11 protein-coding genes are annotated in these 13,391 nt (G+C 61.0%); 3 read left to right on the forward strand and 8 right to left on the reverse strand.

Annotation, left to right across the window (positions count from 1 at the left end; genetic code table 11):
• The first annotated feature begins 23 nt into the window (after positions 1-23).
• The 3 genes from ACIPQ1_RS03940 (at position 24) to ACIPQ1_RS03950 (ending at position 3,568) form a co-directional block, all read left to right on the forward strand.
• Positions 24-611 (forward strand): DUF6436 domain-containing protein, encoded by a 588-nt coding sequence (locus ACIPQ1_RS03940; RefSeq protein ID WP_411385897.1) that lies wholly within the window; start codon positions 24-26, stop codon positions 609-611.
• Positions 612-717: 106 nt separating this feature from the next.
• On the forward strand, positions 718-3,123 hold the full coding sequence (locus ACIPQ1_RS03945) for a penicillin acylase family protein (protein WP_446533633.1): 2,406 nt from the start codon (positions 718-720) through the stop codon (positions 3,121-3,123).
• A 103-nt stretch (positions 3,124-3,226) separates the two neighbouring features.
• Positions 3,227-3,568 (forward strand): carboxymuconolactone decarboxylase family protein, encoded by a 342-nt coding sequence (locus tag ACIPQ1_RS03950; RefSeq protein WP_014340738.1) that lies wholly within the window; start codon positions 3,227-3,229, stop codon positions 3,566-3,568.
• Between the two features lie 487 nt (positions 3,569-4,055).
• On the opposite strand, the gene ACIPQ1_RS03955 is transcribed toward ACIPQ1_RS03950, so the two are convergent.
• From ACIPQ1_RS03955 to ACIPQ1_RS03990, 8 genes are all read right to left on the reverse strand, one after another.
• Positions 4,056-4,943 (reverse strand): ABC transporter permease subunit, encoded by an 888-nt coding sequence (locus ACIPQ1_RS03955; protein WP_186707565.1) that lies wholly within the window; start codon positions 4,941-4,943, stop codon positions 4,056-4,058.
• Positions 4,940-5,860 carry an ABC transporter permease subunit gene (locus ACIPQ1_RS03960; RefSeq protein WP_411385899.1) on the reverse strand — a complete coding sequence of 307 codons (921 nt, stop codon included), beginning with the start codon at positions 5,858-5,860 and terminating at the stop codon, positions 4,940-4,942. The genes ACIPQ1_RS03955 and ACIPQ1_RS03960 overlap by 4 nt, the downstream gene beginning before the upstream one ends.
• A complete protein-coding gene (locus tag ACIPQ1_RS03965) occupies positions 5,857-6,999 on the reverse strand; it encodes an ABC transporter ATP-binding protein (RefSeq protein WP_122567462.1) in 1,143 nt (380 codons plus the stop codon). Before ACIPQ1_RS03965 ends, ACIPQ1_RS03960 begins: the two co-directional genes overlap by 4 nt.
• Positions 7,000-7,059: 60 nt before the next feature.
• Positions 7,060-8,157: a polyamine ABC transporter substrate-binding protein gene (locus ACIPQ1_RS03970; RefSeq protein ID WP_411385900.1), complete on the reverse strand. Its 1,098-nt coding sequence runs from the start codon at positions 8,155-8,157 to the stop codon at positions 7,060-7,062.
• Positions 8,158-8,343: 186 nt separating this feature from the next.
• Positions 8,344-9,441 carry a polyamine ABC transporter substrate-binding protein gene (locus ACIPQ1_RS03975; protein WP_250964363.1) on the reverse strand — a complete coding sequence of 366 codons (1,098 nt, stop codon included), beginning with the start codon at positions 9,439-9,441 and terminating at the stop codon, positions 8,344-8,346.
• Between the two features lie 197 nt (positions 9,442-9,638).
• The gene (locus tag ACIPQ1_RS03980) at positions 9,639-11,003 is read right to left on the reverse strand and encodes an aspartate aminotransferase family protein (RefSeq protein WP_446533634.1); all 1,365 of its coding nucleotides are present in this window, start codon (positions 11,001-11,003) and stop codon (positions 9,639-9,641) included.
• 58 nt (positions 11,004-11,061) lie between these two features.
• Positions 11,062-12,420: a glutamine synthetase family protein gene (locus ACIPQ1_RS03985; RefSeq protein ID WP_053126367.1), complete on the reverse strand. Its 1,359-nt coding sequence runs from the start codon at positions 12,418-12,420 to the stop codon at positions 11,062-11,064.
• A gap of 40 nt (positions 12,421-12,460) precedes the next feature.
• Positions 12,461-13,237 (reverse strand): gamma-glutamyl-gamma-aminobutyrate hydrolase family protein, encoded by a 777-nt coding sequence (locus ACIPQ1_RS03990; protein WP_250964360.1) that lies wholly within the window; start codon positions 13,235-13,237, stop codon positions 12,461-12,463.
• Positions 13,238-13,391: the final 154 nt, after the last annotated feature.

Here is a 13,391-nt window from a genome sequence, read left to right on the forward strand (position 1 = left end):
CGCGGCTTCAGAGGATCGACTCCATGCGCCCGCCCCACCGCACGACCTTGCTTGCCAGCCTGCTCGCCCTCGGATGCGCCGTCGTATTGTGGGTGGCCTACGACTGGTTCCAGGGCCGTTTCCTGCGGGCCTTCAGCCAACACACCGCGATATTTTCCGGCGACCCTCTGCGCCTGCCCGCCGACCTGGCCGGCCCCGGCGCGATCCGCCTGGTGCATTTCTGGGACCCGGCGTGCCCGTGCAACGTCGGCAATCAGCAGCACCTTTCCGAACTGGTGGATAAATACGTACCGCAAGGCGTCGAGTTCTATGCGGTACAAAAGCCCGGCAGCCAGGGTCAGTTACCGGCCACCCTGAACAACCTCAAGCCGCTCCCAAGCCTGCCCGGCTCCAGCCAGATCCCCGCCAGCCCGGCTGTGGCGATCTGGGATCGCAGCGGTCAGCTCGCGTATTTCGGCCCCTACAGCGAAGGCCTGACCTGTAATTCGAGCAACAGCTTCATCGAGCCGATTCTTGAAGCGTTGAGCAGCGGTCGGGCGGTCAATGCGACGCATACGATGGCGGTGGGTTGCTATTGTCCTTGGGCCCAGGACACATCAGGCAAGGAATAAGACGGGAAATCCTCCCGAGGAGCGATGCGAAGTCGCGCAGCGGCATGTTAAACAGGGAACGAACAGCGAGGCCATGGCAGCGCTGTCACCAGAATAAGGACTCACCATGAAACGCACCCTCATCGCCTTCCTCTCATTGATCGTCACCGCGATCATCGTCGCGGGCGGCTATCTCTACAGCAAGCAGCCCACCCGCCAAGGCACGATGCAGGTGCAAGGGCTGCTGGGCTCGGTGACGGTGCGCTACGACGAACGCGGTGTGCCGCATATTCGCGCCGAGAACGAAGCCGACCTGCACCGCGCCCTCGGTTATGTCCATGCCCAGGACCGGCTGTTCCAGATGGAGATCATGCGCCGCCTCGCCCGGGGCGAGCTGGCCGAGGTGCTGGGGCCGAAGCTGCTGGACACCGACAAGCTGATGCGCAGCCTGCGTATCCGCGAGCGTGCCGCGACCTACATCACCGAGCAGGACCCGCAATCCCCGGCCTGGGTCGCCATGCAGGCTTACCTGGACGGGATCAACGCCTACCAGGACAGCCACACCCGTCCCGTGGAGTTCGACGTGCTGGGCATTCCCAAGCGCCCGTTCACCGTCGAAGACACCGTGAGCATCACCGGCTACATGGCCTACAGCTTCGCCGCGGCCTTTCGCACCGAACCCCTGCTGACCTATGTGCGCGATGTGCTGGGTGCCAACTACCTGAATATTTTCGACCTCGACTGGCAGCCCCAGGGCGTGCTGGCTGAAGGACGCAAGGCTGGCCTGCCCCTGGCCGCCGCCGACTGGAAAGACCTCAACGCCCTGGCCCGCCTGAGCGAGCAAGCCCTGGCCGACAATGGCTTGCCGCAGTTCGAAGGCAGTAACGCCTGGGCGGTCGCCGGCAGCCGTACCCGCAGCGGCAAGCCGTTGCTGGCGGGCGACCCGCACATTCGTTTTTCCACGCCGTCGGTGTGGTACGAGGCACACTTGTCGGCTCCCGGCTTCGAGCTCTACGGGCATTACCAGGCACTGATGCCGTTTGCGACGCTGGGCATGAACAAGGATTTCGGCTGGAGCGTCACCATGTTCCAGAACGACGACCTGGACCTGATCGCCGAGAAGGTCAACCCGGACAATCCCGAGCAGGTCTGGTATCGCGATAAATGGGTGGACATGACCCGCAGCGAGCAGCAGATCGCGGTCAAGGGCCAGGCGCCGGTGACGCTGGTGCTGCGCCAGTCGCCCCACGGTCCGATCGTCAACGATGCCCTCGGCGCCAACGCCGGCAAGACCCCGGTCGCCATGTGGTGGGGGTTCCTGGAAAGTCGCAATCCGATCCTCGACGCCTTCTACCAGCTCAACCGCGCCGACACCCTCGCCAAGGCCCGCGGCGCTTCGGCCAAGATCCACGCACCGGGGCTGAACGTGGTCTGGGCCAATGCCAAGGGGGATATCGGCTGGTGGGCCGCCGCGCAATTGCCCAAGCGCCCCGCCGGCGTGAAGCCAGGCTTCATTCTCGATGGCAGCAGCCCGGAGGCGGAAAAGGAAGGTTTTTATCCGTTCAGCAGCAACCCGCAGGAAGAAAATCCGGCGCGGGGTTACATCGTCTCGGCCAATTTCCAACCGGTGCCGGCCAGCGGCATCGAGATCCCCGGCTACTACAACCTTGCCGACCGTGGCCAGCAACTCAACCACCAGCTCAGCGACAAGCAGGCGAAGTGGGATCTGGAAAGCACCCAGAAACTGCAGTTGGGCACCACCACCGCCTACGGCCCTCGCCTACTTGCGCCGCTGTTGCCGGTGCTGCGTGAGGTGGTCAGTGACCCGCAGCAACGCAAATGGGTGGAACAATTGGCCCAATGGCCGGGCGATTACCCCCTGGACTCCATCAGCGCCACGCTGTTCAACCAGTTCCTGTTCAACCTGGCCGATGCCGCCCTGCACGATGAACTGGGCGACGGGTTCTTCGAAACGGCCCTGTCGACCCGGGTGATCGACGCGGCCCTGCCACGCCTGGCAGCCTCCGAAGACTCACCGTGGTGGGATGACCGCACGACACTCGGCACCGAGACCCGTGCCGACACCGTTAAAAAGGCCTGGGACAAGAGCCTCGCCCATCTGAAGGCCACCCTCGGCGAAGACGCCACGCAATGGCAATGGGGCAAGGCCCACACCCTGACCCACGGCCACCCGCTGGGCCTGCAAAAGCCGCTGGACCGGATCTTCAACGTCGGCCCGTTCGCCGCGCCCGGCACCCACGAAGTGCCCAACAATCTCTCCGCCCGGATCGGACCGGCGCCGTGGCCGGTGACCTACGGGCCTTCGACTCGGCGCATCATCGACTTCGCCGACCCGAGCCACAGTGTCACCATCAATCCCGTTGGCCAGAGCGGCGTGCCGTTCGACAAGCATTACGAGGATCAGGCCGAGGCGTACATCGAGGGGCTGTATCACCAGGCGCATCTGGCAGAGGAGGAAGTGACGGCCAACACCCATGGCACCTTGAAGCTGTTGCCGGCCCGGGCGCCCTGAATCGGGCGTGCAGGACTTTTTTATCGTTAACCGGGCTTGATCGTCATGGATGGTCAAGACTACAGGGGCACACTTGCCCGTCTCTTCCACAGGAGTCAACGCTATGTTCAACAACTGGTCCGAGCTGCTGCCCACCATCAAGAGCGCCTTTGGTGCCCTGGGCAAAAGCAATCCGAAGATGGTCAAGGCCTACATGGCCTTGGACGAAGCCGCGGCCGAGAACAATGTGCTCGATGCCAAGACCCGGGAACTGATCTCCATCGCCGTGGCCATCACCACCCGCTGTGACGGCTGCATCGGCGTACACACCGACGCCGCCATCAAGGCCGGCGCCACCCGCGAAGAAATCGCCGCCACCCTGGCCACCGCGGTGTCCCTGAACGCGGGCGCGGCGTACATCTACTCCCTGCGAGCGCTGGAGGCTCATGACGCGTTGAAGAAGTGACGGACGAATAACCGCACAGTCCGCTATCGTCGGATCGCCGCCCGGAGCAAGCTCGCTCCCACAAGGGATCTGTGTTCGATCCACGGTTCTGCAAGCGACAAAAAACACCTGTGGGAGCGAGCTTGCTCGCGAAAGCGGTGTATCAGCCAACATAAGTGTTGAATGTACTGCCGTCTTCGCGAGCAGGCTCGCTCCCACAATGGGAACTGCGTTCGACCACGGTTTGCAGGCGACAAAAAACACCTGTGGGAGCGAGCTTGCTCGCGATGGCGGTGTATCAGCCAACATAAGTGTTGAATGTACTGCCGTCTTCGCGAGCAGGCTCGCTCCCACAAGGGGAACTGCGTTTGACCATGGATTTGCAGGCGACAAAAACACCTGTGGGAGCGAGCCTGCTCGCGATGGCGATCTGACATTCAGCATCTTCGCTGGCTGTCACACCGCTTTCGCGAGCAGGCTCGCTCCCACATGCAGGCCCAGCGTCGGGTCAGACCGGCGCGGTCTCGGCCCGGCGGACTTCCGGTTGTTTCCAGGAATCGGCGGCGCTTTCTTCGATGGCTTGCTGGATCGCGCGCTTGCGATTTTCTTCGGCGCGGCGGCTGAAGTACCAGACCAGGAAAGTCACCAGCGACACCGCCAGCAGGATCAGGCTCGCCACGGCGTTGATTTCCGGTTTCACCCCCAGGCGCACGGCCGAGAACACTTCCATCGGCAAGGTCGTCGAACCCGGACCGGAAACGAAGCTCGCCAGCACCAGGTCGTCCAGGGACAACGCAAAGGACATCATGCCCCCCGCCGCCAGTGACGGCGCGATCATCGGGATGGTGATCAGGAAGAATACCTTCCACGGCCGCGCACCGAGGTCCATGGCCGCCTCTTCGATGGACAGGTCCAGCTCACGCAAGCGTGCCGAAACCACCACCGCCACATAGGCCGCGCAGAACGTGGTGTGGGCGATCCAGATCGTGACAATGCCACGCTCCTGGGGCCAGCCGATCATCTGCGCCATGGCCACGAACAGCAGCAACAGCGACAGGCCGGTGATCACTTCCGGCATCACCAGCGGCGCGGTGACCAGGCCGCCGAACAGCGTGCGGCCCTTGAAGTGGGTGATGCGGGTCAGCACGAAGGCCGCCAGCGTCCCCAGGGCCACCGCGGCAATCGCCGTGTAGCAGGCGATTTCCAGCGAGCGCATTACCGAGCCCATCAACTGGCTGTTGTCCAGCAGACCGACGTACCACTTGACCGACCAGCCGCCCCACACCGTCACCAGTTTCGAGGCGTTGAACGAGTAGATCACCAAAATCAGCATCGGCGCGTAGATGAACAGCAAACCCAGCACCAGCATCAGGCTTGAAAAACTGAAGCGCTTCATTCCTTGCCCTCCATTTCTTTGGCCTGACTGCGGTTGAACAGGATGATGGGCACGATCAGGATCGCCAGCATCACCACCGCCAGGGCGGACGCCACCGGCCAGTCTCGGTTATTGAAGAATTCCTGCCACAGCACTTTGCCGATCATCAGGGTTTCCGGGCCACCCAGCAGTTCCGGGATCACGAACTCACCCACCACGGGGATGAACACCAGCATGCAGCCGGCGATGATGCCGTTCTTGGACAGCGGCACGGTGATTTTCCAGAAGCTGTTGAAGGTGCTCGAACCCAGGTCGGAGGCGGCCTCCAGCAGGCTTTGGTCGTGTTTGACCAGGTTGGCGTACAACGGCAGGATCATGAACGGCAGATAGGAGTAGACGACCCCGATATACACCGCCAGGTTGGTGTTGAGGATCTGCAGAGGCTCGCTGATCCAACCCATGCTCATCAGAAAGCCGTTGAGCAAGCCGTTGTTGCTGAGGATGCCCATCCACGCATAGACGCGGATCAGGATCGCGGTCCAGGTCGGCATCATGATCAGCAGCACCAGCACCGTCTGCATCTCTTTGCGGGCATTGGCGATGCCGTAGGCCATCGGGTAACCGATCAGCAGGCACAGGACCGTGCTGATCAAGGCCATCTTCAGCGAGCCGAGGTAGGCGGCGATGTACAACTCGTCCTCGCTCAGCATCACGTAGTTGGCGAGGTTGAGCAGCACCTGCAGCTTCTGGTCGACGTAGCTGTAGATCTCGGTGTAGGGCGGAATGGCCACGTCGGCTTCGGCGAAGCTGATCTTCAGGACGATGAAGAACGGCAGCATGAAGAACAGGAACAGCCAGATGAAAGGCACCCCGATGACCAGTTGGCGGCCACCGGGCGTTATTCGATCGAGTCGGCGTTTGAGTTTGCGCATGTTCATGAGCGAAGCACCACGCCGCTGTCGTCTTCCCACCAGACGAACACCTGGTCGCCCCAGGTCGGGCGCTGGCCACGGCGTTCGGCGTTGGCGACGAAGGATTGCACGAGCTTGCCGCTCGGCAGCTCGACATAGAACACCGAGTGACCGCCCAAATAGGCGATGTCATGGACCTTGCCGCTGGACCAGTTGTGCTCGCAGGTCGGCTGCTCGGAGGTGACCAGCAGTTTTTCCGGGCGAATGGCGTAGGTCACGGACTTGTCCTGCACCGAGGTGCTGATGCCGTGGCCCACGTAGATGTTGCGGTCCAGGTCCTTGCAGGTCAGCACCGCATGGCCTTCGGCGTCGTCCACCACTTCGGTCTCGAAGATGTTGACGTTGCCGATGAACTCGCAGACCAGCCGGCTGGTCGGGGTTTCGTAGATGTCGATCGGGCTGCCGATCTGGGCGATCCAGCCCAAGTGCATGATCGCAATGCGCTCGGCCATGGTCATGGCCTCTTCCTGGTCGTGGGTCACCATGACGCAGGTCACGCCGACCCGCTCGATGATCTCCACCAACTCAAGCTGCATTTGCGAACGCAGCTTCTTGTCCAGGGCGCCCATCGGCTCGTCGAGCAGCAACAGCTTGGGCCGCTTGGCCAGGGAACGGGCCAAGGCCACCCGCTGGCGCTGGCCGCCGGACAGTTGGTGCGGCTTGCGCTTGGCGTACTGGCTCATCTGCACCAGCTTGAGCATCTCCGCCACGCGGGCATCGATCTCGGCTTTCGGAATCTTGTCCTGTTGCAGGCCGAAGGCGATGTTCTGCGCCACGGTCATGTGGGGGAACAAGGCGTAGGACTGGAACATCATGTTGATCGGCCGCTCGTAGGGCGGCATGTCGGTGATGTCCACGCCGTCGAGGAAAATCCGCCCCTCGGTGGGCCGCTCGAAACCGGCCAGCATGCGCAGCAAAGTGGATTTGCCCGATCCCGAACCGCCGAGCAAGGCGAAGATCTCGCCTTTCTTGATTTCCAGGGACACATCGTCCACGGCAATCGTCTCGTCGAACTTCTTCGTGACCCGGTCGATTTTGACCAGCACCTGCTTGGGTGTCTGGTCGCCCTCGAGGGCTTTCTTATAGGCGCCGGAGGCAACTGCCATTTACGAAACTCCCACAGAATTTGCAGTTCGCCCCACGGAGGCGAACAAGAGTGTTGACGTTTATTTACCCGACTTGACCTTGGTCCAGCTGCGGGTCATGAGTCGTTGGATCTTGGGCGGCAACTCGGAGTTGACGTAGAGCTTGTCGACGACCGCTTGCGGTGGATAAACCGCTTCATCGGTGCGTACTTTCTGGTCCATCAGTTCGCCAGCCTTGGGGTTCGGGTTGGCATAACCGACAACGTCGCTGACCTGGGCGATGACCTCAGGCTTGAGCACATAGTTGATGAAGGCATGGGCTTGCTTGACGTTGCCGGCATCACGGGGAATCGCCAGCATGTCGAACCAGAGGTTGCCGCCTTCCTTGGGAATCACGTAGGCGATGTCGACGCCCTTGCCGGCTTCGCTGGCACGTTCGCGGGCCTGGAAGATGTCCCCGGAAAAACCGGCGGCCACGCAGATCTCGCCGTTGGCCAGGTCGGAGATGTATTTGGAGGAATTGAAGTAGGTCACGTAAGGCCGGATCTTGAGGAGTTGAGCCTCGGCCTTCTTGTAGTCTTCAGGGTCTTCGCTGTTGGGGTTCAAGCCCAGGTAGTTGAGCATCGCCGGGATCATCTCGTCACCCGAGTCGAGGAACGAAACGCCGCAGCTGGACAGCTTCTTGATGTTTTCCGGTTCGAACAGCATGGCCCACGAATCGATCTTGTCGACACCCAGGACTGCCTTGATTTTCTCGACGTTATAGCCGATGCCGTTGGTGCCCCACAGGTAAGGCACCGCGTACTGGTTGCCCGGGTCGTTCTTTTCCAGGCGCTTGAGCAGCACCGGGTCGAGGTTGGCGTAGTTGGGCAACTGCGTCTTGTCGAGCTTCTGGAACGCCCCGGCCTTGATCTGCTTGCCGAGGAAGTGGTTGGACGGCACGACCACGTCGTAACCGGTGCGCCCGGCCAGCAACTTGCCTTCCAGGGTTTCGTTGGAGTCAAACACGTCATACACCGGCTTGATGCCCGTGGCTTTTTCGAAATCCGCCAGGGTGGTCCCGCCGATGTAGTCCGACCAATTATAAATATGCACAGTGGAGGCAGCCTGGGCACTGACGGCGAGCGTCAGGCCGGCGCCCACCAGCAAGGCGTTGCGTAACAAAGAAAAGACTGGCACGTGGAGGTCCTCTTAAATAGTTGGGCCCAAGTTGCCCCCGTTACGTGACCCTTGCTGGGGCCCTGCAACAAAACCGGCGCGCAACTTACCCTCGATAAACCGATCCCGCAAAACTTTTAGTTATTTATGGGTTCCTGTTGCCGCCGCCGCGCTGGCCGCGACAACAGGAGGGTGCTTCAGGCCGGCTTATTTACCGGATTTGATCTTGGTCCAGCTGCGGGTCAGGATCCGCTGGGTCGCGGCTGGCAGGTCGGCGATGGCGTACAGCTTGGCCTTCACTTCGTCCGATGGATAGATGCTCGGGTCACCGGAGATTTCCTTGTCCACCAGAGCGGTGGCGGCCTTGTTGCCGTTAGGGAAACGCACGTTGTCGGTGATCTCCGCCATGACTTCCGGCTGCATGATGAAGTTCATCCACTTATAAGCGGCCTCGACGTTTTCGGCATCCTTGGGAATGGCGACCATGTCATAGAACGAACCGGCACCTTCCTTCGGAATGGTGTAGGCCACCTTCACTTTGCCGCCAGCTTCGGCAGCGCGGCTCTTGGATTGCTCGATATCACCCGAGTAACCCACGGCGACGCAGATGTTGCCGTTGGCCAGGTCGGAAATGTACTTGGACGAGTGGAAGTAACCGATCGATGGACGCAACTTGAGGAACAGCGCCTCGGCCTCGGCCAGTTGCTTCTTGTCTTGGCTGTCGGTCGGATAACCGAGGTAATGCAGGGCCACCGGAATCATTTCGGTTGGCGAATCGAGGAAGCTCACGCCGCAGCTCTTGAGCTTGGCGATGTTCTCGGGCTTGAGCAGGACGTCCCAGGAATCGATCTTGTCGACGCCCAATGCGGCCTTGACCTTCTCGGGGTTATAACCGATGCCGATGGTGCCCCACATGTAGGGGAAGGCATGTTTGTTGCCCTGGTCGCTGGCATCGCCGACGGCCTTGAGCAGGTCGGTGTCCAGGTTCTTCCAGTTCGGCAGCTTGGACTTGTCCAGCTCCTGGTAGACGCCGGCCTTGATCTGCTTGGCCAGGAAGTTGTTCGACGGCACCACGATGTCATAACCGGATTTGCCAGCCAGCAACTTGGCTTCCAGGGTTTCGTTGCTGTCGAACACGTCGTAGACAACTTTGATCCCCGTTTCCTTCTCGAACTTGGCAACGGTGTCCGGCGCAATGTAGTCGGACCAGTTATAGACGTGCAGCACTTTGTCGTCCGCCTGGACGGCGCCCGCCATCATGCCCATCAGGGACATGGCGAGGAGGGTCTTGCCAGCTATCTTCATACCTAATGTCTTCATGCCTAATGCCTTCATGAAAAAGTGCTCCAGTTATTCTTCTTAGCCACAGTTCAGTAGCCGGCTCTCTGGCAACTTGAACAGGCGGTAGTCTGGCAAGTTACAGGCCAGGCTTTCAACACAAGCCCAGCCTTTTGTTCACGCTGGGCGAGGCCCTCGCAGGCACCTCGCTCAGAGCCTAGCACTTAGCCTTGCAACGCACTGAGGGTCAGGTCCAGGCACTGCCGCGCCTTGCTCACCAACTCATCGATCTCGGCCTTGCTGATCACCAGCGGCGGCGCAATGATCATGGTGTCGCCCACCGCGCGCATGATCAGCCCGTTATCGAAGCAGAACTGCCGGCAGATCATGCCCACGCCCTTGCCTTCGTAGCGCTTGCGCGTGGCCTTGTCCTGGACCAGTTCGATCGCCCCCAGCAAACCGACCCCACGTACTTCACCCACCAACGGATGATCGTTCAGTTCCCGTAAGCGTTGTTGCAAATAGGGTGCCGTTTCGCTGTGGACACGCTCGATGATCTTCTCGTCGCGCAGGATGCGGATGTTTTCCAGGGCCACCGCCGCGGCCACCGGGTGACCGGAGTAGGTAAAGCCGTGGTTGAAGTCGCCGCCTTCGTTGAGCACCGCAACCACGTCGTCGCGCACGATCAGCCCACCCATGGGGATGTAGCCGGAGGTCAGGCCCTTGGCGATGGTCATCATGTGCGGTTTCAACCCGTAATGGTCGGTACCGAACCACTCACCGGTACGGCCGAAGCCACAGATCACTTCGTCGGCCACGAACAGGATGTCGTACTTGGCGAGGATTTCCTTCATGCGTGGCCAGTAGCTGTCCGGCGGCACGATCACGCCACCGGCGCCCTGGATCGGTTCGGCGATGAACGCACCGACGTTGTCCACGCCGATCTCCAGGATCTTTTCTTCCAACTGGTTGGCCGCCCACACGCCGAACTCTTCGGGGCTCATGTCGCCGCCTTCACCGAACCAGTAAGGCTGGGCGATGTGGACAATGCCCGGGATCGGCAGGTCGCCCTGCTCATGCATATAGGTCATGCCGCCCAGGCTCGCGCCCGCGACGGTCGAGCCGTGATAACCGTTCTTGCGGCTGATGATGACTTTTTTGTTCGGCTGGCCCTTGATCGCCCAATAGTGGCGGACCATTCGCAACATGGTGTCGTTGCCCTCGGAGCCGGAGCCGGTGAAGAACACGTGGTTCATGCCTTCAGGGGCGATGTCGGCGATGGCTTTGGACAGTTCCAGCACCGGCGGGTGGGCCGTCTGGAAGAACAGGTTGTAGTACGGCAGTTCGCGCATCTGTTGGCTGGCGGCATCGGCCAGCTCCTCGCGACCGTAACCGACGGCCACGCACCAGAGGCCAGCCATGCCGTCGAGGATCTTGTTGCCTTCACTGTCCCAAAGGTAGACGCCCTTGGCGTGGGTGATGATGCGCGGGCCTTTCTCTTTGAGCTGCTTGAAGTCGCTGAACGGCGCCAGGTGATGATCGTTGCTCAGGGCCTGCCATTCACGGGTTTGCGGGTTATTGCGGGTCATGCGAATTCTCCTGTAATCGGTGAGGGCGAAGCTGCCTGAAGCAGCCCCGCCCGGCGCTTCAGACGGCAAAGAGCAGGAATTCCCGCTCCCACGAACTGATGACGCGCTTGAAGTTTTCATGCTCGGCCCGCTTGACCGCGACGTAGCCTGTGATGAATTTCTTGCCCAGGTATTTCTCGATAGTGGTGCTGTTTTCCATGCGTTCCAGGGCGTCTTCGATGGTCAACGGCAAACGCAGGTTGCGGCGTTCGTAGCCGCGGCCCACCACCGGCGCGCTCGGGCTGATGCCTTCGACCATGCCGATGAAGCCACACAGCAGGCTGGCGGCAATCGCCAGGTACGGGTTGGCGTCGGCGCCCGGCAAGCGGTTTTCCACCCGACGGTTCTGCGGCCCGGCATCTGGCACGCGCAGGCCCACGGTGCGGTTCTCTTCGCCCCACTCCACGTTCACCGGCGCCGACGTATCCGGCAGGAAGCGGCGGAACGAGTTGACGTTGGGAGCGAACAGCGGCAACAGCTCGGGGATGAATTTCTGCAGGCCACCGATGTGGTGCAGGAACAGATCGCTCATGGTCCCGTCTTCATTGGAGAAGACGTTCTTGCCGGTTTCCTTGTCGATGATGCTCTGGTGCAGGTGCATCGCACTGCCCGGCTCGCCGGTCATGGGCTTGGCCATGAAGGTGGCGGCCACGTCGTGCTTGAGTGCCGCCTCGCGCATGGTGCGCTTGAACACCAGGATCTGGTCGGCCAGGGACAGGGCATCGCCGTGACGGAAGTTGATTTCCATCTGCGCCGTGCCGTCCTCGTGGATCAGGGTATCGAGGTCCAGCTCCTGCAATTCGCACCAGTCGTAGACGTCTTCGAACAGTGGGTCGAATTCGTTGGCCGCTTCGATCGAGAAGGACTGGCGACCGGTCTCCGGGCGGCCGGAGCGGCCAATGGGCGGCTGCAGCGGGAAGTCCGGGTCGTCGCTGCGCTTGGTCAGGTAGAACTCCATTTCCGGCGCGACGATGGGCTGCCAGCCTTTGTCGGCGTAGAGCTTGAGCACTTTCTTGAGCACATTGCGCGGTGACAGCTCGATGGGGTTGCCCTGCTTGTCGTAGGCGTCGTGGATGACCTGGGCGGTGGGCTCGATGGCCCAAGGCACAAGGAACACGGCGTTCTCGTCCGGGCGGCAGATCATGTCGATGTCAGCCGGGTCGAGCAGTTCGTAATAGATGTCGTCTTCGACATAGTCGCCCGTCACGGTCTGGAGCAGCACGCTCTCGGGCAGGCGCATGCCTTTTTCGGCGATGAACTTGTTGGTCGGCGAGATCTTGCCCCGGGTGATACCGGTCAGGTCGCCAATCATGCATTCGACTTCTGTGATCTTGTGGTCTTTCAACCAATCGGTGAGCTGGTCGAGGTTGTTACTCATAAATGCCTCTAGGCGTGAGTTTCCTGACTGCTATTAATCGTCAGGCGTTGTTTGACGCATCCGCGTCGCGTTGTGTTGCCCTTGCTCGGCAGGCATCGCCAAATGCCTGGAAAATCGCAAGGTAGTACGGGTTAGAGCTTACCTCCCATTCGGGGTGCCATTGCACACCTAAAGCAAAAGCCTTGCCTTCTGACACCGAAACCGCCTCGATCAAGCCATCCGGCGCCACTGCTTCGGCCCGCAGCCCTGGCGCCAGGCGCTCGATACCCTGGCTGTGGATCGAGTTGACCTCTATCGATTGAGGCAATCCCAGGCCTGCCAGTACACCGCCGGGCTGGATATGCACGGCATGGGCAGGACCGTATTGGACCTCCACCGCTTGAGTCTCGTCTTCACGATGATCGATGAAGGTTCCGACTTCATGAACTTTCTGATGCAGGCTGCCGCCAAAGGCTACGTTCATCTCCTGGAAACCACGGCAAATGCCCAGCACCGGGATGCCCGCCTCGACAGCGGCGCGGATCAGCGGCAGGGTAGTGGCGTCCCGTGCAGGATCATGGGCAGTGCCTGGCGCACTGGCTGGGCCCTGGTAGTGAAAAGGTTCTACATTGGAAGGAGAGCCGGTAAAGAGAATACCGTCCAGGGCGTCCAGAATATCGGACGGTTGGAACAGATCCGCCAAGGACGGAAGCAGCACTGGCAAGCCCTTGGCGGCTGTCGCGACAGCCCGGGAATATTTATCGCCACTGGTGTGATAAGCATGCAGACCGATCTGCTTGGAGCAGGTGGTGACGCCGATTAACGGCAGGCGAGACATGAAGCACCCCGGTATTATTGCTGTTATGGGTTTGAATCGAGCTTAGCCTTGTTCATTTTTTTACACAACACCCCCGTAAAAAATACAACACGGCCCGCTCAAGCCTGCGGGCGCCAAGGCCCCTAAAGGGAAAAAAACGCCCTAAATTGCCCCA

The sequence above is a fragment of the Pseudomonas sp. LARHCG127 genome (assembly GCF_052871455.1).

Bases quoted from the DNA above. Each gene is read 5' to 3' on its own strand.
- ACIPQ1_RS03965 (WP_122567462.1), bottom strand. From the start codon at position 6,999: ATGGCAGTTGCCTCCGGCGCCTATAAGAAAGCCCTCGAGGGCGACCAG.
- ACIPQ1_RS03955 (WP_186707565.1), bottom strand. From the start codon at position 4,943: ATGAAGCGCTTCAGTTTTTCAAGCCTGATGCTGGTGCTGGGTTTGCTG.
- ACIPQ1_RS03980 (WP_446533634.1), bottom strand. From the start codon at position 11,003: ATGACCCGCAATAACCCGCAAACCCGTGAATGGCAGGCCCTGAGCAAC.
- ACIPQ1_RS03990 (WP_250964360.1), bottom strand. From the start codon at position 13,237: ATGTCTCGCCTGCCGTTAATCGGCGTCACCACCTGCTCCAAGCAGATC.
- ACIPQ1_RS03950 (WP_014340738.1), top strand. From the start codon at position 3,227: ATGTTCAACAACTGGTCCGAGCTGCTGCCCACCATCAAGAGCGCCTTT.
- ACIPQ1_RS03985 (WP_053126367.1), bottom strand. From the start codon at position 12,420: ATGAGTAACAACCTCGACCAGCTCACCGATTGGTTGAAAGACCACAAG.
- ACIPQ1_RS03960 (WP_411385899.1), bottom strand. From the start codon at position 5,860: ATGAACATGCGCAAACTCAAACGCCGACTCGATCGAATAACGCCCGGT.
- ACIPQ1_RS03945 (WP_446533633.1), top strand. From the start codon at position 718: ATGAAACGCACCCTCATCGCCTTCCTCTCATTGATCGTCACCGCGATC.
- ACIPQ1_RS03975 (WP_250964363.1), bottom strand. From the start codon at position 9,441: ATGAAGATAGCTGGCAAGACCCTCCTCGCCATGTCCCTGATGGGCATG.
- ACIPQ1_RS03940 (WP_411385897.1), top strand. From the start codon at position 24: ATGCGCCCGCCCCACCGCACGACCTTGCTTGCCAGCCTGCTCGCCCTC.